Consider the following 19,807-nt stretch of genomic DNA (forward strand, 5'->3'; position numbering starts at 1 on the left):
GGCGTGGACCGGGCCCTCGTGATTGCGGGCAGCGACAAGCGCGGCACCATCTACGGTATGTACGATCTGTCGGACGAAATCGGTGTATCGCCCTGGTACTGGTGGGCCAACGTGCCGGTCAAGAAAAAGGAGAAGGTGTACGTATTGCCGGGGCGCCACACGCAGGGCGAGCCAGCCGTCAAGTACAGGGGCTTCTTTATCAACGATGAGGCCCCGGCGCTCTCGGGGTGGTCAAAAGAGAAGTTCGGTGGCTTCAACCATAAGTTCTACGACAAGGTGTTTGAGCTGCTGCTGCGCATGAAGGGCAATTACCTGTGGCCCGCCATGTGGGGCAACGCCATATATGACGATGACTCCCTGAGCGCCCCGCTGGCAGATGAATACGGTGTGGTGCTGGGCACCTCGCACCACGAGCCCTTGACGCGGGCGCACGACGAATGGCGGCGCTACGGCAAGGGGCCCTGGAACTACAACACAAACAAGGAAAACCTGCAGGCCTTCTGGCGGAAAGGCATGGAGCGCATGGGCACGAGCGAAAGCATCGTGACCATTGGGATGCGCGGCGACGGCGACGAGCCCATGTCTGAGGAAAGTAACATCGCGCTGCTGGAGCAGATTGTGGCCGACTAGCGGCAGATCATTGCCGATGTGACCGGCAAGCCCGCCTCCGAGACGCCACAGATATGGGCGCTCTACAAAGAGGTGCAGGACTACTACGACAAAGGCATGCGCGTACCCGACGACGTGACGCTGCTTCTGGCAGATGATAACTGGGGTAACATCCGCAAGCTACCGAAGCCAGGAGAAAAGCAGCATTCCGGCGGCTACGGCATCTACTACCATTTCGACTATGTGGGCGGTCCCAGAAATTACAAATGGCTGAACACAAACCCCATTCCGAGGGTGTGGGAGCAGATGCACATGGCCTATAAATATGGCGCCGACCGCATCTGGATTGTGAATGTGGGCGACATCAAACCGATGGAGTTCCCGCTGGAGTTTTTCCTAGACTATGCCTGGAACCCCGACAAATGGCCGGCGGAACGCCTGCAGGAATACACTGTGCTTTGGGCAGAGGAGCAGTTCGGCAGCCAGTATGCCCAGCCAATTGCCGAAATCCTGGCGACGTACGCCAAGTACAACGGCCGCCGCAAGCCTGAGTTAATATCACCAAGCACTTACAGCCTGACGAACTACCGTGAAGCGGAGCGCGTGGTGGAGGAGTACAACCAACTGGTACAGAAGGCGGAAAAAATATATGAAGTTCTCCCTCCCGAATTTAAAGACGCCTACTACCAACTGGTGCTGTTCCCGACGAAGGCTTCTGCCATCCTGAACGAGCTGCACGTTACGGTGGGGAAAAACCATTTATATGCCAGACAAAACCGCATCGCCACCAACGATATGGCCGCCAAAGTGAAAGAGCTGTTCCAGAAGGACCAGGCCCTGATGAAGTATTATAATGAGGAACTGGCGGGCGGCAAATGGAACCACATGATGGACCAGACGCATATCAGCTATACCTACTGGCAGCAGCCGGAGAAAGACGTGATGCCTGAGGTGAAGCTGGTAAAAGCACCAGCTGGGGCAAAAATGGGCGTGGCCGTGGAGGGGTCTGATGCCTGGTGGCCAGCGGAGAAGGAACCGGCAACATTGCCCGAACTCACTCCTTTTAGCCAGCAGACACGTTACATTGAGATTTTCAGCCAGAGCAATATTCCTTTTACATATAAAGTGCAGTCCGGGGCGCCGTGGCTGCATATTTCCTCCACCCAAGGTACTGTTGACAAGGAACAGCGGCTCCTGGTGAGCGTAGACTGGCAGAAAGCGCCCACCGGCGTGCAGCGCGTCCCGATAACGATTACCGGACCGGATGGCTCCACCGTAAAAGTGCAAGCTGTTGTAAACAAACCCGCTGGCTTGAATCCGGGCGAAGTGAGCGGATTTGTGGAGAGCAACGGCTATATATCCATGGAGGCGGCGCATTATACCCGCGCTGTGGACAATGGCATCATCGAGTGGCAGCTTATCCCGGACCTGGGCAAAACCATGTCGGCGATGACGCCCTTTCCGGTGACAGCCGGAAGCCAGAAACCAGGCGGCGGGAGCCCGCACCTCCAGTACAAAATGCACCTCCTGCACGAGGGTGAGGTGAAGGTATATACCTACCTGTCCCCCACCCTCAACTTCAACGCCTCAGACGGGCTAAAATTCGCCGTGTCCATCGACGACGCGGAGCCGCAAATCATCAACATGCACAAAGACGATTCTCATGGCGCCTGGAACAAGGGGGTGGCCGATAACATCAATATACAGGTGTCTACACACAAAACAGACAGAGCCGGGGAGCACGTGCTGAAGTTCTGGATGGTAGACCCGGGCGTGGTGCTCCAAAAGATTTTGGTCGACACAGGCGGTTTGAAGCCATCGTATTTAGGCCCGCCGGAAAGCTACTATCAGCCAGAAAAGGCAAATCCATAAGCCACTTTTTAGCAAAAAAACATCACAGGCCCGGCTATATAGCCGGGCCTGTGATGTTTGTGATGAGTTTATATATGGCTTCCGTTTTCGGAAAATAGAAGGCGCCATACAAGGCCTTTCACTTGCTGGGAATATAACTGCCACTGCATTCCGCTCCCCCATACACCAAATCCCGGAAACTCAATCGGGTGGTAGCAGTAAAAAGAGAAAGGCCACAGCCAATAATGGCGGGCTGCGAAAGCAAGGGCGAACATAAAGCAGCCAAATGCGAACAGCTGGTTTCGGGGTGTGACATATTGACAGAAACTAAAGGCTGATCGCCCCTTGGCACAAGGGTTGTTATATAAGATACATCTGAAAAATTGAATTTGGAATCATAAATAAAACTATAGAATGGGAAAGATAATTGGTATTGACTTGGGTACAACCAACTCTTGCGTTGCCGTAATGGAGGGTAACGAACCGGTGGTTATACCAAACAGCGAAGGCCGCAGAACTACGCCTTCCATCGTTGCTTTTTTGGACGGCGGAAACGGCGAGCGGAAAGTAGGTGACCCTGCCAAGCGCCAGGCGATCACAAACCCGCAGAACACCATTGCCTCTATCAAGCGCTTCATGGGCCACAGCTACAACGAAGTAAGCGAGGAGGCGAAGCAGGTATCTTACAAGGTAGTGCAGGGCGGCAACAACACGGTGCGCGTGGAGATTGGCGACAGGCAGTACACGCCACAGGAAATCTCGGCCATGATCCTTCAGAAAATGAAGTCCACCGCTGAAGACTACCTGGGCACGACTGTAACGGAGGCCGTGATTACGGTGCCCGCCTACTTCAACGACGCACAGCGCCAGGCCACGAAAGAGGCCGGTCAGATTGCAGGCCTGGAGGTGAAGCGTATCATCAACGAGCCAACAGCCGCGGCGCTTGCTTACGGCCTGGACAAGAAGCACAAGGATCAGAAGATCGCGGTGTTCGACTTAGGTGGCGGTACGTTTGATATCTCTATCCTGGAGTTGGGGGACGGCGTGTTTGAGGTGCTCTCTACCAACGGTGACACCCACCTGGGTGGTGACGACTTCGACTCCAAGATCATCAACTGGCTGGCCGACGAGTTTAAGAAAGACGAAGGCCTGGACCTGCGCAAAGACCCAATGGCCCTGCAGCGTTTGAAAGAAGCCGCAGAGAAAGCCAAAATCGAGCTTTCGAGCTCCAACGAGACAGAAATCAACCTGCCGTACATTATGCCGGTAGACGGCGTGCCGAAACACCTGGTGCGCAAATTGTCACGCGCTAAATTTGAGCAGCTGACGGACGACCTGATCCGCCGCTCGATGGAACCCTGCAAGCAGGCCTTGAAGGACGCTGGCCTTTCTACTTCCGATATCGACGAAGTGATTCTGGTGGGTGGTTCCACCCGTATCCCGCGGGTAGTGGAAGAAGTGGAGAAATTCTTCGGCAAAAAGCCTTCTAAGGGTGTGAACCCCGACGAGGTGGTGGCCATCGGTGCCGCTATCCAGGGTGGTGTGCTGACTGGTGAAGTAAAAGACGTGCTCCTGCTGGACGTAACGCCGCTTTCACTGGGTATCGAGACAATGGGTGGTGTGATGACCAAACTGATTGAGTCGAACACAACCATCCCGACGAAGAAGTCTGAGACATTCTCGACAGCTTCCGATAACCAGCCTTCGGTGGAGATACACGTGCTGCAGGGCGAGCGCCCCATGGCCCGCGACAACCGCACCATCGGCCGCTTCCACCTGTCTGATATTCCGCCAGCGCCGCGCGGTGTGCCGCAGATTGAGGTAACCTTCGATATTGATGCCAACGGTATCCTGCACGTAACGGCAAGAGACAAGGCGACTGGCAAAGAGCAGAAAATCCGCATTGAGGCCTCCTCCGGCCTGAGTGAGCAGGAAATTGAGCGCATGCGCCAGGAAGCCGAAGCCAACGCTGAGGCAGACAAGAAGGCGAAGGAAGAGATCGAGAAGCTGAACGCAGCCGACTCCATGATCTTCCAGACCGAGAAGCAGCTGAAGGAGTATGGCGACAAGCTCTCCGCCGGAAACAAGTCGAACATCGAGAATGCGCTGGCTGAACTGAGGACAGCACACGGCTCCAAAGACGTGGCCGGTATCGACAGAGCGCTGGAGAACCTGAACAACGCGTGGAGCGCAGCCTCTCAGGAGATGTACGCTGCGACGCAGGGCCAACCAGGCGGTGCCCCGGGCCCTGATGGCCAGGGCGGTAACGGCCAGGCAGGCGGCCCGCATGGCGCTACAGCCGACGGCGGCGTTACCGACGTGGACTACGAGGAAGTAGACGGCAGCAAGCAGTAAATAGCTAAATTATATATGCAAAAAGCCCCCGCTGACTCAGTGGGGGCTTTTTGCATATATAGCCTTTGGACTTTCACCTAAAAATAGTATTGTAATTTTGTTATATATAAGATTATATATTAATTGCACCCATTCTATCTTCCATACAATCCTTGTACCTGCATTTCAAGACAAACTTAATGAAACAACTTTACCTTACCCTGCTGCTTATTGCCGTCTATGCCTCCGCCATTGCCCAGGCAGACTTTCGTAGAGGCTATATCATCCAGAATGCCGACACGGTAAGGGGCTATGTCGACTACAGAGGTGCCAGCAGAAGCGCGCAGGTGGCAACGTTCAAACCAACCTTTACCGGAGAAGAAATAATCTTTACGCCTGGTGAAATAGCTGGCTACGGTTTTACCGCTGAAAATAAAATATTTGAGGCTAAAGAGCTTCCAGCCGCCGATACTTTACCAACTGCTGCTGAAGAGAAGCTTTTTTTAAACGCACTCATCAAAGGCCGCGCCAGCATCTATTTCTACCGTGATGAGCATCAGAGGGACCGCTTTTTCCTCTCCAAAAATAACGGCCCGCTTGTGGAGTTACTTATCACCGAATATAATAAAACAGACGAGGAGACAGGCAAAAAATACAGCGTCCGGAACAAGCTATACAAAGGCGTTTTGTCGCAGGCTTTCAGCGACTGTTCCGGTTATAATTTAAAACACATAGAGAATATTTCGCTCACTCAAAATTCGTTGGCAAAGGCTGCCCAAGCGTACAATGCCTGTGTAGGTGGCGCATCGTATAAGCAACCCACGGGTAAGGCTGAGGTAAAGTTGGGCTTTGCCTTAGGCTTTGCCAGTACTACGCTAAAATTTAGTGGTGATCATTATCTGGATGGGGCCTCCTTCACAGAGAAATCTCTAAATGCAGGAGCGGGCATCTCCATGAATCTGACAACCCCCGCCATCAGCGAGAAGCTTTCGCTGCAACTTGAACTGCTTTATGACCCCAGCAAGTTTACCGGTCGTGTTCAAAAAGAGCAAAGACTTGGCCGGAGCTATATGTATGATGTAGATATAGAAATCAATTATTTAAAACTCCCAGCCCAGTTTCGCTATACCTACCCGCGCGGGAAGTTGCAGCCATTCCTGAACGCCGGCGCGGTGATGGGCTATGCCATCAGCCACAAGCAAGAGGCTACAGAGACCAGTACGTTCGGCAGTACAACCACTACCCAGACGACGCCTGCCTTTGGAGACGGATCTATTCGCAAGTACACGGTCGGCGCAGTTGCCGGGGCAGGCCTGGGCTACTCCGTTAACGCAAATCCCATTACGCTGGAGGGCAGGTATGAAAAGACAGACGGCATCACCAGGTCAACAGGTTTGAGTTCACCTATGGATACCTTCTACCTCATCCTGAACTACCGTTTCTAGGCAGCTTAATATCTTAGTCTTATATATAAACGGGGCGGTTGCTATTCTGTAGCAACCGCCCCGTTTATATATAAGACTTTTTTAATATATTATAGCTATATGCAAATTACTATATAAAGTAGCATTGATACGCTGCTGATGTATATGAGTTACGGTATGTTGGCAGCAGAAGAGAGGCGGTGGGAGTGGGAGAAAATTGTGAAATATAAAGCACATTAAAATCAGAGGCCCCCAGTTTCGGCTCTAATGCCTGTTATTTAGTCTGCAATTCAATGATCTATTGGCGGATGGAGGAGCCACCTTATTCTGCCGTAAAACAGCCGAACAGGAGCCTTAAGTACTTCACCCATCCGCACGAGCCATCCTCATAAAATATAGCCGTCGTATATTTATAAGAAATCAAAGAACCCATATAGTATTACACCGTATAAAAACTCAATCCCTAATATAGGAAAATTAAAATTTAATATTTCATAATATTGACAGGTCTTAAGATAACCCTCGGTAAAGAAAAGCGCCAGCACCTCTCCTGTTTTGGCTGGTTTCGTGAATGAGGACCATTTCCGCCCCTGCAACAAAAGACACCGCCCCTTATCTCCACCCGCACGGCCCTCCATACCCTCACCTGTTTTAAGCATAACGCTCCCTGCGCCTTCTTAACCTAATGCGGTTAGCGAAGGAGAAATCCCTGACGTCACTGCGAAGTTTCATTCACTTGAAGTTCATGTTTTACCATCTGATTATGAAAAAAAACTTACCTCATTCTTTATCGATCGTAAGCCTGCATGCCCTGTCGCAACAAAGCAGTTGTTTCAGACTGTTCGCTGTATGCCTGTTATTACTTCTCCAGCAGCAGTTTGCACTGGCTGCTCCACCCGCTGCTCCTGAAGGGGGAAGGGCCGGGCAGACTCCCGGTGCTGCCTCTGGCCTTCACGCCGGAGTTGGCAACGTATATACCGCAGGCATTAACGCAGCCGCCCCCACCCCGGCCGGCAAGGGAGACTTCGAAGCCTACTTCCCCGAATTAAACAATGTGCCAACTGCCGGCACCGTGTCAGTGCAATGGGACAAAACCATCGGTGGAAATAAAGGGGATGTCCTCTTCTCTCTCCAGCAAACCAGTGATGGGGGCTACATCCTGGGTGGTCGCTCCGAATCATCAGCCAGCGGGGATAAAACAGGGGCCAGTAGAGGAACGACTGATTACTGGGTGGTGAAGTTGAATGCGGCCGGCCAGAAAGAGTGGGACAAAACCTTCGGCGGAAGTGATATTGACATATTATCCTCTATACAGCAAACGAGCGACGGGGGCTATATCCTCGGTGGGTATTCCCACTCCGGCATCAGTGGCGACAAGACCGAAGCCAGCAAAGGTGCCTGTTATCCCGACGATGAAGGTAATCCTGCGTGTTCTACTGATTACTGGGTAGTGAAAGTGGATGCAGCAGGTGAGAAACAGTGGGACAGGACCTACGGCGGAAGTGGATATGACTATCTCATCTCCCTTCAGCAAACGAGCGACGGCGGTTACATCCTGGGAGGATATTCTGATTCTCCAGTCAGCGGCGATAAAACAGAGGCTAACGAGGGAAGTTATGATTACTGGGTGGTGAAACTGGACGCGGCCGGAGAGAAGGAGTGGGACCGGAACTACGGCGGAAGTGTAACCGATAGACTTAGATCTCTGCAGCAGACCAGCGACGGGGGCTATATCCTCGGCGGGACCACTAGCCCCCTATACAGCGGCGAGAAAAGCGAGGCCAGCAGAGGAGGTAGTGACTATTGGGTGGTGAAAGTGGATGCCAACGGCGACAAAGAGTGGGACAGAACCTACGGCGGCAGTAATAACGATGGACTTCAATCCCTTCAGCAGACCAGCGACGGGGGCTATATCCTCGGCGGGTTTTCCGCTTCTCCAATCAGCGGCGAGAAAAGCGAGGCCAACAAAAGCCTTTGTAGCGAATCCTGGTGTACTGATTACTGGGTGGTGAAAGTGGATGCCAGCGGCGATAAAGAATGGGACAGAACCTATGGCGGAAGTGAACACGACAACCTCTACTCCCTTCAGCAGACCAGTGATGGGGGCTATATCCTTGGTGGAACCTCTATTTCTCCAGTCAGCGGGGACAAGACCGAAGCCAGCAAAGGAAGTAGTGATTATTGGGTGGTGAAAGTGGATGCCAGCGGCGACAAAGAATGGGACAGAACCTACGGCGGCAATGGATACGAAAGCCTTGAATCAGTTCAGCAGACCAGCGAAGGCGGCTACATCATAGGGGGGACCTCTGTATCTGGTAGCAGCGGAGATAAAACTGAACCCTCCAGGGGAGATTATGATTTCTGGGTGGTGAAGCTCAAGGTAGACAGCCCCCCTCCGGTTACCGCTGCGTGGGACCGGCGCTACGGGGGCTCCGGCACCGACCGCTTCACCGTCGTCGTCCCCACCCCCGGCGGCTACCTGGCCGGCGGCTACTCCTCCTCTGCCGTCAGCGGCGACAAGAGCCAGGGCAGCCGGGGCGGCTATGACTTCTGGATCGTCAGGACCGACAGGGACGGCCAGAAAATCTGGGACCGGCGCTACGGCGGCCCATCCGACGATTACCTCAACCGCATCATTCCCACCCTGGACGGCGGCTTTCTCCTGGCCGGCAGCTCCAGGTCCGGCCAGGGCGGCGACAAGAGCCAGCCCAGCCGTGGTTCCCAGGACTTCTGGATCGTCAAGATCTCGGCCACCGGGGAAAAGCAGTGGGACAGGACCTTTGGCGGCAGCGGCCTCGATGACCTGCGCAAGGCCAGCCAACTGCCCTCAGGCGAGTACCTCCTGGCCGGCACCAGCGACTCCCCTTCCAGCGGCGACAGGAGCCAGGGGCGCCGGGGGGGCAACGACTTCTGGGTGCTCAAGCTCAGCGGCGGCGGCGACAAGCTCTGGGACAGGCGCTACGGCGGCAGCGAAAATGAGGAGTTGGAGAGCTTCATGAAAGCCCCGGGCGGGGGCTTCCTCTTAGGCGGCAGCTCGGCCTCCGGCATCAGCGGGGACAAGAGCCAGGAGAGCCGGGGCGGCAGGGATTTCTGGGCGGTGCGCATCGACGGGGATGGCAATCGACTCTGGGACAGGGGCTTTGGCGGAAGCGCAGACGAGGACCTCTACTCCATGGGACGTAATGCCAACGGCGACTTCTTCCTGGCTGGCCACAGCACCTCCGGCGCCGGGGGAGACAAGAGCCAGGGCAGCCAGGGGGGCAAGGACTTCTGGATGCTGCTGGTCAGCGACAGTGGAGAGAAGCTATGGGACAGGCGCTTTGGCGGCAGTGCAGACGAGGAACTGCGCTCCATCATCCAGAGTCACGATGGGGGCTATCTGCTGGCCGGCAAGTCCTTCTCCGGCGCTCGCGGCGACAAGTCGGAAGCCAGCCGGGGCGCTTCCGACTACTGGATCGTGAAGACGGACGCGGAGGGCAACAGAGAGTGGGACAAAACCTTCGGCGGCCCAGGGGCAGAGGAGCTGCGCTACCTGCTGCGCACCGGCGGCGGGGGCTACCTGCTGGGGGGCCGCTCCGACTCGGGCGCTGGGGGCGACAAGAGCCAGCCCAGCCAGGGAGGCACGGACTATTGGCTGGTGCAGGTCTCTCCTTCGGGAGATACACCGTTAGCACAGACCCTGGCCTTGGAGGCGGAAGGATTCTTGGAGCAGGCAGGCCTGGCGGCCTATCCCAACCCCTTCCAAGATAAGATTGCTATCAGATTCTCGCTTGAGCAGACCCAGGCGGCGGAGCTGAAGGTCTACGATAGCCAGGGCCGCGAAGTGGCCGTGCTCTTCCAGGGCGAGGCCCAGGCAGGCAAGGCGTATCAGGTGGAGTGGCGGCCAACAGAGCGGCAGGCAGGTGGCATGTACTTTCTCCGCCTCCATAGCGCCCTTGAGACCAGCTCCCAGAAAATAATCCTCAAGAAGTAAAATTCTTATCTTTCTGCAAGGGCCGGATATTGATAATAACCGGCCTTTGCATTTTATAGCCCACCCATTAGCATAACGCAAATAATATTGCGCAGCGGCTCGCTGAACCGAAGTGACCACTGTACATCCAATTAAAAGCGCCGCCTCAGGAATGGGGCGGCGCTTTTATCAACCTGCCTCCTTGCGAAGAGAAGTAGGTTAGGAGCCATCCCAAAAATACCTAAGCAGGCTAGTAATGCAGTCCAGCAGCACAATGACCAGGCAATCTTTTTTTCACTTGATTCGGCACTTAGGCTTACATCCTTTCCCGATACTTAATGGCTAACTCTATGAACACTAAATCGACCGTGTTTAAGCCTAACTCCTGTTTTTGAGAAAGCTTCTACAGAACCATGGCCCGGAAAATCCTATCCACTCATATATAAGACTTTTTTAATATATTTTAGTTATATGCAAACTATTTCGTAAAATAGCAGTAATAACGGTTGAAATATAACTTGGAGTTACGAAATGCTGGCAGCAGAAGAGAAGCGGTGGGAGTGGGAGATTAATAACAAGACAAGCTACTGGGGCGAAAGCCTCCGGGAACTCTGGTCGTTTCGGCACCTGCTGGGCAGCCTGGTGCGGCGCCATTTCATCCTGAACTACCAGCAAACCGTGTTAGGGCCTTTCTGGATACTGTTCCAGCCCATCATGACGCTCGTCACCTACGTGGTGGTGTTCGACAAGATGGTCGGCATCCCGACCGGAGACCTGCCGCCTGTGCTGTTTTACTTCTCGGGCATCGTGCTCTGGAACTTCTTCAGCGACAGCTTCTCGGGCACCTCCAACACCTTCCGCGACAACGCCCAACTGTTCAGCAAAGTGTACTTCCCGCGGCTCGTCATGCCGCTTGCCACTGTCGCCACCCAATTTCTGCGCTTCCTGATGCAGTTGGTGATGCTGCTCCTGTTCATCGCGTACTACTGGCTTTTCAAAGACCTGCGCCTCTCTTTCGGCAGTTGGGCGCTTGCCTTTCCGCTGGCCGTTGTGCTTACGGGCGGCATCGGCCTGGGGCTGGGCCTGTTCTTCTCGGTGCTGACAGCGAAATACAGGGATATCTCGAACCTGGTGAGCCTGGGCATCCGGCTCCTGATGTTTGTGACTCCCGTTATTTTCCCGCTCAGCACGGTGCCCGACAACGTGAAGTGGATTGTGGGAATAAACCCCCTCAGCCCGCTGTTTGAGCTTTTCCGGCTGTCGTTGCTGGGCGAGGGGTATGTCTCGCCGTGGCAACTGCTCTACAGTGTGGTGTTCATGGTAATTGTGCTATCCGGCGCTTTGCTGCTGTTCAACAAGCAGGGCACCAAACTGATGGACGTGGTATAAGAGCGATATGGGAGAAGTAGTCATAGAAGTAGAGCAGCTGTCCAAGATGTACCGCCTCGGTACCATCGGCACGGGCTCGTTCCGGCAGGATCTGCAGCACTGGTGGACGACAAGCGTGCTCCGGAAAGAAGACCCTTTTTTCCAGCTGGGCACAGAAGCACCCGGTGCGGGGGGCAACCAGGCCCTCTGGGCGCTGCAGGATGTCAGCTTCGGAGTAAACCGTGGCGAGGCGCTGGGCATTGTCGGCAGCAACGGCTCCGGCAAATCCACCCTGCTGAAAATCATCTCCCGGATTGTGCGTCCCACGAGAGGCGCCGTCAGAGGAGTAGGAAAAGTGAGCAGTTTGCTGGAGGTGGGCACCGGCTTTAACCAGGAGCTGACCGGCAGGGAGAACATCTACGTGAGCGGCTATATCCTGGGCATGAGCAAGCACGAGGTCCGCAGCAAGTTCGACCAGATTGTGGAGTTCTCCGGCATCGAGAAGTTCATCGACACGCCCGTGAAGCGTTATTCCTCCGGCATGTACGTGCGACTGGCTTTTGCCGTGGCCGCCCACCTGGAGCCGGACATCCTGATTGTGGACGAGGTGCTGGCCGTGGGCGACGCCGACTTCCAGAAGAAGTGCCTCGGCAAGATGCGGGAGGTAACACAGGCCGAAGGCAGGACCATCCTGTTTGTGAGCCACAGCATGCAGGCCATCAGCAACCTTTGCGACAGGGCGCTGTGGCTGGACAAGGGGAAGATGAAGGCGATTGGCGAAGTGTCGGGTGTGGTGAACAAGTACATCACCGGTGTGCAGCAGCTGCGCCTGAAGCAAAGCTGGGCAACACCGGAAGAGGCCCCCGGCAACGAATGGGTGCGCGTCAAGTCGGTGGAGCTGGTTCCGCACCTCCCCCACCCCGGGGCCCCGCTGGATATCCGGACGCCGCTTACGGTGAAGTTTGAGTTCTGGAACATGACCGACGACATCGTGCTCGGCGCTGGGCTGCACCTGTTCACGTACGGGGGCGAGTGCATCTTCGACGTGCCCTCCCCTTCCAAAAGCTGCGACAAAGGGCTGATAGAAGGCGAATGCACCATTCCGGGCAATTTCCTCAACGACGGCTCTTACTATATATCCCTGATATTCGTGAGAGACACCTCGGTCTCCCTTTTCTATTTAGAGGAGTGCCTTTCCTTCGACCTGGAAGACTACCGGGAGAACATACAATGGTACGGCAAGTGGTGGGGGCTGTGCGCCCCAAACTGCCGTTCCGCTTCGAGCAGACAGAAATGATTCTGCAGCCATAGCATACCCACGCGCCACCTTTTATGAGCCTACACCACCCTTACCAGATTACCCATATATACCTGGACCAACTGCAGGCGCCGCCCCAACTGGACTTTGACCGGCAGGGCCACTACCTCGTGTTCTGGTGGAAGGCCATTGCCTTAGGCCACCTGTTTCTGCGCCAGGGCAGTTCCCTCACCCCCGAGGCCTACTATAATAAACTGGCTGCGGCCATCAGCCCCGCCATCGAACACTATGCGGCAGGGCATGCCGCCGCGACCGGTGATTGGCACCAGTGGCTGCTGCAACAGAATATGCAAGCCTGGGCGGAATGGATGGACCGGATCTTCTCCGCCTGGCTGCCGGAACAACTGCCCGCCAAAGTGCCGGTATCGGTGATAGTCTGCACCCGCAACAGGGCCGCGCAACTCGGAAAATGCCTGCACATGCTCACCAACCTAAGCTGCCAGCCAGCCGAAATCGTTGTGGTGGACAATTGCTCCGACGGTCCCTCCACCAGAGAAACAGCGGAAAAGTTCAGCGGTGTTATATATGTGCGTGAGCCCCGCATCGGGCTGGACATTGCCCGCAACACAGGCATCGCCCACGCCACGGCCCCCATCGTGGCCTATGTGGACGACGACGTGGCGGTACACCCGCTCTGGCTGTACCGGGTATGGGAAACGTTCCAGGACCCGGCCGTAGCCGCCATGACCGGGCTGGTTATTGCCTCGGAGTTAGACACAGAGGCGCAGTTTATTTTCGAGCAGCACTGGAGCTTTAACCGTGGCTATGTGGATGTGGTATACGACCGGGCCTTCTTCGATGCCACACTATCCCAGGGGCCGCCGGTCTGGCGAATCGGCGCCGGGGCCAACATGGCGTTTCGCAGGGATGTGTTTGAGGAGGCAGGCTATTTCAACGAACTGCTGGACGTGGGGGCGGCCGGCTGCAACGGCGATTCCGAGATGTGGTACCGCATCCTGGCGAAGGGGGACGTGATCCTATATAACCCGCGGGCGGTGGTGTACCACGAGCACCGCCGGGATATGAAAGGGCTGCGGAAACAGATATATTCCTATATGCGGGGCTTCACGGCGGCGGCGCTGATACAGCAGCAGCAGCACCAGAAAGCAGGATATGCCCGCCATATATTCAGAAAGCTGCCCAGGCACTACCTGCGCATGCTAAAAGCCGGTTTTCCTCGTTACGGATATCGCTACAGCACCTTGTGGGTTGAGATAAAGGGAGTGCTGTCGGGGCTTGCGTTCTACTTCAGGCACAGGAACCATCGCCCAGACTCAAGCCGCTAAGGTATGGCCGCAGCACCCAAAACCGATTTTCCGCTGGTCTCCGTTATAATCCCGTGTTATAACCACGGGCGCTATTTGCAGGAGGCCGTGCAGAGCGTGTGGAGCCAGAACTACCCCGCCACGGAGGTGCTCGTGGTGGACGACGGCTCGACGGACGACACGCGGGAGGCGGCTGCTGCCTGCGCCGGCGTGCGTTATATATACCAGGCCAACCAGGGGCTCTCCGCCGCCCGCAACACCGGCATCCGCCACAGCCAGGGTGAGTTTCTGGTATTCCTAGACGCGGACGACTGGCTTTTGCCGGATGCTATCCGGACAAATGTGCGCTGGCTGCAACAGGACAAGCGGCTAGCGTTCGTGTCGGGCGGGCACGACAAGGTGTTTGTGGAGGAGGGCATCACCAAAGCAGACCTGACTGAGGTGAAGGATAACCACTACCAGCACCTGCTGCAGGGCAATTACATCGGCATGCATGCCACTGTGATGTACCGGCGTCAGATTTTTGATGAGGTGCTATATGACACCACCCTGAAGCGCTGCGAGGACTATGACCTTTACCTGAGAATCGCGCGGAAGCACCCGGTGCTGCACCACTGCCAGCGGATTGCCGCCTACCGGCTGCACACCACCAACATGTCGGCGAACATACCGGCCATGCTGGGCACGGTGCTCGAGGTGCTGGCGCGCCAGCAAAGCCAGCTGCAAACGGCGGCCGAGCAAAGCGCGTACCGGCGCGGGCAGCGCGTCTGGAAAAACTATTACTGCCAGGAACTGTACCGGAAGGCGCTGGCCAAGAAAGTACCTGTTACCAAAGAAGTTATATTTACCCTTTTGAAACACCAGCCATCACTCATACCACGCTATATGCTTACACCCTACGCCTCCGCCATCAAGTCCCGCATCCGGAAAAATGCCCCCGCCTTCGGGCTGAGGTGGCTGCACAGAATGGGCCTGCACAAGGAATACGTGCCCGCAGTCGGGAAGGCTGACCTCGGCGACTTTGACAGCACACGGCCCTTCAGCAAAAACTTCGGCTATGACAGGGGTGGCCCCGTGGACCGGTATTATATAGAGAACTTCCTGCAGCAGGAGGCCGGGAGCATATATGGCCGGGTGCTGGAGATAGGCGACAACGAATACACCCTGCGCTTTGGGGGAAACCAGGTGGCGCAGAGCGACATCCTGCACGTAGACGCCAGCAACCCGAAGGCCACTTTTGTGGGGGACATCAGCGACGCGCCGCACCTCCCCGACAACACCTTCGACTGCCTTGTGCTGACCCAGACGCTGCACCTCATATATGATTTTAAAGGTGCGCTCCGGACCTGCCACCGCGTGCTGAAACCGGGTGGGGTACTGCTGCTGACGGTGCCCGGCATCACCCCCATCGACCACGGCGAGTGGAAAGAAACCTGGTACTGGTCGTTTACCGACAAGGCCATGCGCCGGCTGATGGAAGAGACCTTTGCCGGTGGCCACGCCGATGTGAACTGTTTCGGGAATGTGTTTGCCGCCACTGCTTTTTTATATGGCATGGGCCTGCCGGAGGTGCCCAGGGCGAGACTTGACTTCAACGACCCGCATTACCAGGTCGTCGTAACCGTAAAAGCTGTAAAAGCACCCACCGCTTGAGAAAAGGTTTGCGACATATCCTCAACAGGCTTTTTGAGCACAAGGCCCTCGTGCTGATGTACCACCGTGTGGCGGCGCCAGCGGCGGATATATGGGATATAGCCGTGAGCCCCGAAAACTTTGAGCAGCACCTGAAAATCCTCCGGAAAAAGGGCAATGTGCAGCCCCTGCGGCAGTTGGTGGCAGAACTGAGAGACGGCAAGCTCCAGAAAAACAGCATCGCCATTACGTTCGACGACGGCTATATAGATAATTTCGCTGTCGCGAAGCCGCTGCTGGAGCAGTACGGGTTGCCGGCTACTTTCTTTATCACCTCGGGCAATATTGGCAAGGATGAGGAGTTCTGGTGGGAGGAGTTGGAGCATATCCTCCTGTTTACCCCAAAGCTGCCGCAGACCTTTTCCGCCGAGGTGGGGGAAGGCCCGTTTACTTTCGACCTGCAGGCAGAGACGCACCTGACAGTGGAGTTGCGGCAAAGGCATATATACTGGAACGCATGCGACGAGGCACCTCCCACCCGGCGGGCGGAGCTTTTCCTCGCGCTCTGGCAACAACTGAAACCGCTGCCATATATAGCGCAAAAGGAGTTGCTGGGCCACATCCGGGACTGGGCTGGCGTGCCCGTGTCGCGGCGGGCGGCCTATAGAAGCATGACTGCCGCGCAGCTGCAGGAGATGGGCCGGGGCAGCCTGTTCGACATCGGCGCCCATACGGTGACACACGCGGCTTTGGGGATGCACCGCCTGCCGGTGCAGGAACAGGAGTTGCGCGACAACAGGCAGTATCTGACAGCCGTAACCGGGGCAGACATTCCGCTGCTGGCTTACCCCTACGGCAACTACAACAGCGACACGCTGGCAGCGGCGGTGAACACGGGCTTTGCGGCGGCCTTCACCACCGAGGAGAAAGCCGTTAAAAAGCGCTCCTCTCTATACAGGCTGGGCAGGCTGCAGGTCAAGAATCTTCCGGGGCAGGCGTTTGCGGCCCAACTGGATGCGTGGCAGCATAAATTATAAGATATTATGGCGCAAGCATATACCCCCCTTGTTTCCGTTGTGATTGCCTTCCTGAACGAAGAGAGGTTTTTGGGAGAGGCCATTGAAAGCGTGCTGCACCAGGACTACACCAACTGGGAGCTGCTGCTGGTAGACGACGGCTCTTCCGACGGAAGCACACAGCTTGCCAAACAGTACGCAGAAAGGCTGCCCGGCCGCATCCGCTATATAGAGCACGAAGGGCATATAAACAAAGGCCTGAGCGCCAGCAGAAACCGTGGCATCCGACAGGCGGCGGGCACACTGGTGGCTTTGCTGGACGCGGATGATGTCTGGCTTCCGGGAAAGCTGTCGGACCAGGTGCGGATTTTTGGGCAGCACCCCCCTATAGCCATGGTGGCGGAAGCCTCGTCCTACTGGTACAGTTGGGACGACCCGCAGAAACAGGATATCCACATCCCGGTAGGTGCCCCGCCGGGCCGTGTTTATACCCCCGGGCAGCTCATAAATCACCTTTATCCTTTAGGAAAAGGCGCGGCCCCCTGCCCATCGGGCCTGATGCTGGCAAAAGACGCTGTTCAGCGCGTGGGAGGCTTCGAGGAATCCTTCACAAAAGAATACCAGCTCTACGAAGACCAGGCTTTTCTGAACAAGGTTTACCTGCAGGAAAGCGTCTATATCTCCTCGGCGTGCAACAATTTATATCGGCAGCGCGCTGGCTCTATTGTGCAGTGGGTGCATGCAGACGGGCAGTACCATGCGGTGCGGCGGCATTTCCTGGAGTGGTTCGGTGCCTACCTGCGGCAGCGGCAGGTGAGCGACAAAAGCATCCAGCGGCTCCTGAAGAAAGCCCTGTTGCCCTATCGCCACCCCAGGCTGCACTTTTTGACGCGCACGCTTCCTGACAAAGTAAAGCGCAGCATAAAGAAAAGGATGAGATAAGCAGCAGCAAATGGCAAAGATAACTGTACTCATGCCCGTTTTTAACGCTGCGCAGTTTCTGCGGGAGGCCATGGACAGCATCCTCACCCAGACCTTCGCCGACTTTGAGTTTCTGATCATCGACGACGGCTCCACCGACGAGAGCGTGGCCATCGTAAAGTCATACGCCGATCCGCGCATCCGCTTTTATCAGAACGGGGAGAACAGAGGCATCTCCCCCACCCTGAACAAAGGCATAGCATTGGCCGCCACGCCATATATAGCCCGCATGGACGCCGACGACATCAGTTACCCAGAGCGGCTGGAGAAGCAGTACGCCTACCTGCAGGCGCATCCCGGCTGCGCCATGGTTTCCTCGCTGGTGCGGGTAATTACAGAGGATGGCCGGTTTGTGAGGCAGGACAGGTTTAAGAGCGAGTTCTTCTACTATAACCTCACGTTCATCTGCTGGATTTACCATCCCACCGTCATGTACCGGACGGCGGCGGTGAAAGCGGCAGGCATGTATACGGCGGCCTATTCCGAGGACTTTGAGCTGTTCTGGCAGCTGTCCCGGCAGCACAAGCTGTACAACCTGCCCGAGGTTTTGCTGGACTACCGCGTAACCAGCCAGAGCCTGCACCAGGTGCTGAAAAAGCAGGAGTATGCACAGGCGCAGCAGGAACAACTGCTGCGCAACTTCCGCTACTACGCCGGCAGCGGCTACACCATACCGCTGGAGTATATAGAGTGTCTCCAGCACAACTTTGAGCCGCTGCTGGCCACCAGAAGCCCTGCCAAAGTGCTGGCCTGCCTCCGGGAACTGGACACGCTCACGCAATGCATCCTGGCGAAGGAAAACGTTAACCGCGAGGCGGCCGCCATCAGCAGGGCCGCCCGGTACAAGCGCCGCTACATCTTTATTTATTACCTGAGGCACCTGCCGTTTCCGCTCAATATATGGCTGCTTCTCACGTCCGGATACCCGCAACGATATATTAAAAATTTATTATATAAATTAAAGAATACTTTTTAAAAAAATATTCGTATAATTATTTCTGTTTAAACCGGGTATCGGAAAGCAGTGACTAACCTTTTCCTGATTTGTTTATCCGGCCTTATTTTTACTATGCTCCGTATACCGCCCTCACCCCCACCCATTTTGCCCCTCCCTGAAAAGGAGGGCAGGCCCCTGTGGTCGGTGATGGTTCCCGTCTACAATTGCAGCGAGTATTTAAGCGAGTGCCTGCACAGCGTACTGGCACAGGGCGTACCGGAGCAGGACATGCAGGTGGAGGTGGTGGATGACGCCAGCACCGATACCGACGTGGCCGCCCTGGTTCAGGCTATCGGCAAAGGCCGCGTGAAATACCACAGGCAGCCTGAAAACGTCGGCAGCCTGCGCAACTTCGAGACGTGCCTTAACCGGGCGCAGGGCCGGTTGGTCCATCTCCTGCACGGGGACGACAAGGTGAGCGACGGCTACTACGCGGCCATGGGCCGGCTGTTCCGGGCTTACCCGGAGGCGGGCGCGGCCTTCTGCAGGTACAGATGCATAAACGAAACCGGCGAGACGCTGTATGAGCAAGGCCCGGAGGTGCGGCAGCACGGGGTTTTGCAGGACTGGCTCCTGAAGATAGCGGAGCGCCAGCGCATCCAGTACGCGGCCATTACCGTCCGGCGCGAAGTGTTCGAGAAGCTGGGCGGTTTCTATGCCCTCACGTATGGCGAGGACTGGGAGATGTGGGTCAGGATTGCCCGGCACTACCCTGTGGCTTACACACCTGATATTTTGGCAGATTACCGGAAGCACCCCGGTTCCATATCGGGGCTCAAGTACCTGAACGGGCAGCATATCCAGGACCTGGCGCAGGCAATGGAGCTTATCCAAAGCCACCTGCCCCCCCGCCAGCGGCAGAAAGTACTCAAAAAATCAAAAAAATATTACGCCTATTACGGTGTGAAGCTGGCCGGCCAGCTATGGCAGCGGCTGCACAGCAGGCAGGTCGTGCAGGCCCAGGTAAGGCAGGCGCTGCACCTGCACCAGGCACCACGGCTCTATCTTAAAATTGCCCAGGTTTACTTTAAAATTTTCATACACACGGTATGGCGATAGG

12 protein-coding genes and 1 pseudogene are annotated in these 19,807 nt (G+C 56.0%); all 13 read left to right on the forward strand.

Annotation, left to right across the window (positions count from 1 at the left end; all coding sequences use genetic code 11):
• Positions 1–57 precede the first annotated feature (57 nt).
• Positions 58–1,152: pseudogene (locus GSQ62_RS21065) on the forward strand (glycosyl hydrolase 115 family protein); the annotation flags it as partial.
• A 441-nt stretch (positions 1,153–1,593) separates the two neighbouring features.
• Positions 1,594–2,481 (forward strand): hypothetical protein, encoded by an 888-nt coding sequence (locus GSQ62_RS21070; RefSeq protein ID WP_317164402.1) that lies wholly within the window; start codon positions 1,594–1,596, stop codon positions 2,479–2,481.
• Between the two features lie 393 nt (positions 2,482–2,874).
• A complete protein-coding gene (dnaK, locus tag GSQ62_RS06385) occupies positions 2,875–4,815 on the forward strand; it encodes a molecular chaperone DnaK (protein ID WP_161888736.1) in 1,941 nt (646 codons plus the stop codon).
• A 179-nt stretch (positions 4,816–4,994) separates the two neighbouring features.
• Positions 4,995–6,239: an outer membrane beta-barrel protein gene (locus tag GSQ62_RS06390; RefSeq protein WP_161888737.1), complete on the forward strand. Its 1,245-nt coding sequence runs from the start codon at positions 4,995–4,997 to the stop codon at positions 6,237–6,239.
• A gap of 742 nt (positions 6,240–6,981) precedes the next feature.
• On the forward strand, positions 6,982–10,191 hold the full coding sequence (locus GSQ62_RS06395; RefSeq protein ID WP_161888738.1) for a T9SS type A sorting domain-containing protein: 3,210 nt from the start codon (positions 6,982–6,984) through the stop codon (positions 10,189–10,191).
• A gap of 510 nt (positions 10,192–10,701) precedes the next feature.
• The gene (locus GSQ62_RS06400) at positions 10,702–11,559 is read left to right on the forward strand and encodes an ABC transporter permease (RefSeq protein WP_161888739.1); all 858 of its coding nucleotides are present in this window, start codon (positions 10,702–10,704) and stop codon (positions 11,557–11,559) included.
• A gap of 7 nt (positions 11,560–11,566) precedes the next feature.
• Positions 11,567–12,835, forward strand: coding sequence for an ABC transporter ATP-binding protein (locus tag GSQ62_RS06405; RefSeq protein ID WP_161888740.1), 1,269 nt, complete (start codon positions 11,567–11,569; stop codon positions 12,833–12,835).
• Between the two features lie 35 nt (positions 12,836–12,870).
• Positions 12,871–14,142 (forward strand): glycosyltransferase family 2 protein, encoded by a 1,272-nt coding sequence (locus tag GSQ62_RS06410; RefSeq protein ID WP_161888741.1) that lies wholly within the window; start codon positions 12,871–12,873, stop codon positions 14,140–14,142.
• A 3-nt stretch (positions 14,143–14,145) separates the two neighbouring features.
• Positions 14,146–15,774 carry a glycosyltransferase gene (locus tag GSQ62_RS21075; RefSeq protein ID WP_161888742.1) on the forward strand — a complete coding sequence of 543 codons (1,629 nt, stop codon included), beginning with the start codon at positions 14,146–14,148 and terminating at the stop codon, positions 15,772–15,774.
• A gap of 8 nt (positions 15,775–15,782) precedes the next feature.
• Positions 15,783–16,790, forward strand: a complete 1,008-nt coding sequence (locus tag GSQ62_RS06420) for a polysaccharide deacetylase family protein (protein ID WP_161888743.1) — start codon at positions 15,783–15,785, stop codon at positions 16,788–16,790.
• A gap of 6 nt (positions 16,791–16,796) precedes the next feature.
• Positions 16,797–17,711 carry a glycosyltransferase family 2 protein gene (locus GSQ62_RS06425; RefSeq protein ID WP_161888744.1) on the forward strand — a complete coding sequence of 305 codons (915 nt, stop codon included), beginning with the start codon at positions 16,797–16,799 and terminating at the stop codon, positions 17,709–17,711.
• A 10-nt stretch (positions 17,712–17,721) separates the two neighbouring features.
• Positions 17,722–18,726 carry a glycosyltransferase family 2 protein gene (locus GSQ62_RS06430; RefSeq protein WP_161888745.1) on the forward strand — a complete coding sequence of 335 codons (1,005 nt, stop codon included), beginning with the start codon at positions 17,722–17,724 and terminating at the stop codon, positions 18,724–18,726.
• 126 nt (positions 18,727–18,852) lie between these two features.
• Complete coding sequence (locus GSQ62_RS06435) at positions 18,853–19,806, forward strand: glycosyltransferase family 2 protein (protein ID WP_237587037.1); 954 nt, start codon at positions 18,853–18,855, stop codon at positions 19,804–19,806.
• Position 19,807 lies beyond the last annotated feature (1 nt).

It is taken from the genome of Pontibacter russatus, assembly GCF_009931655.1.
Lineage (GTDB): Bacteria > Bacteroidota > Bacteroidia > Cytophagales > Hymenobacteraceae > Pontibacter > Pontibacter russatus.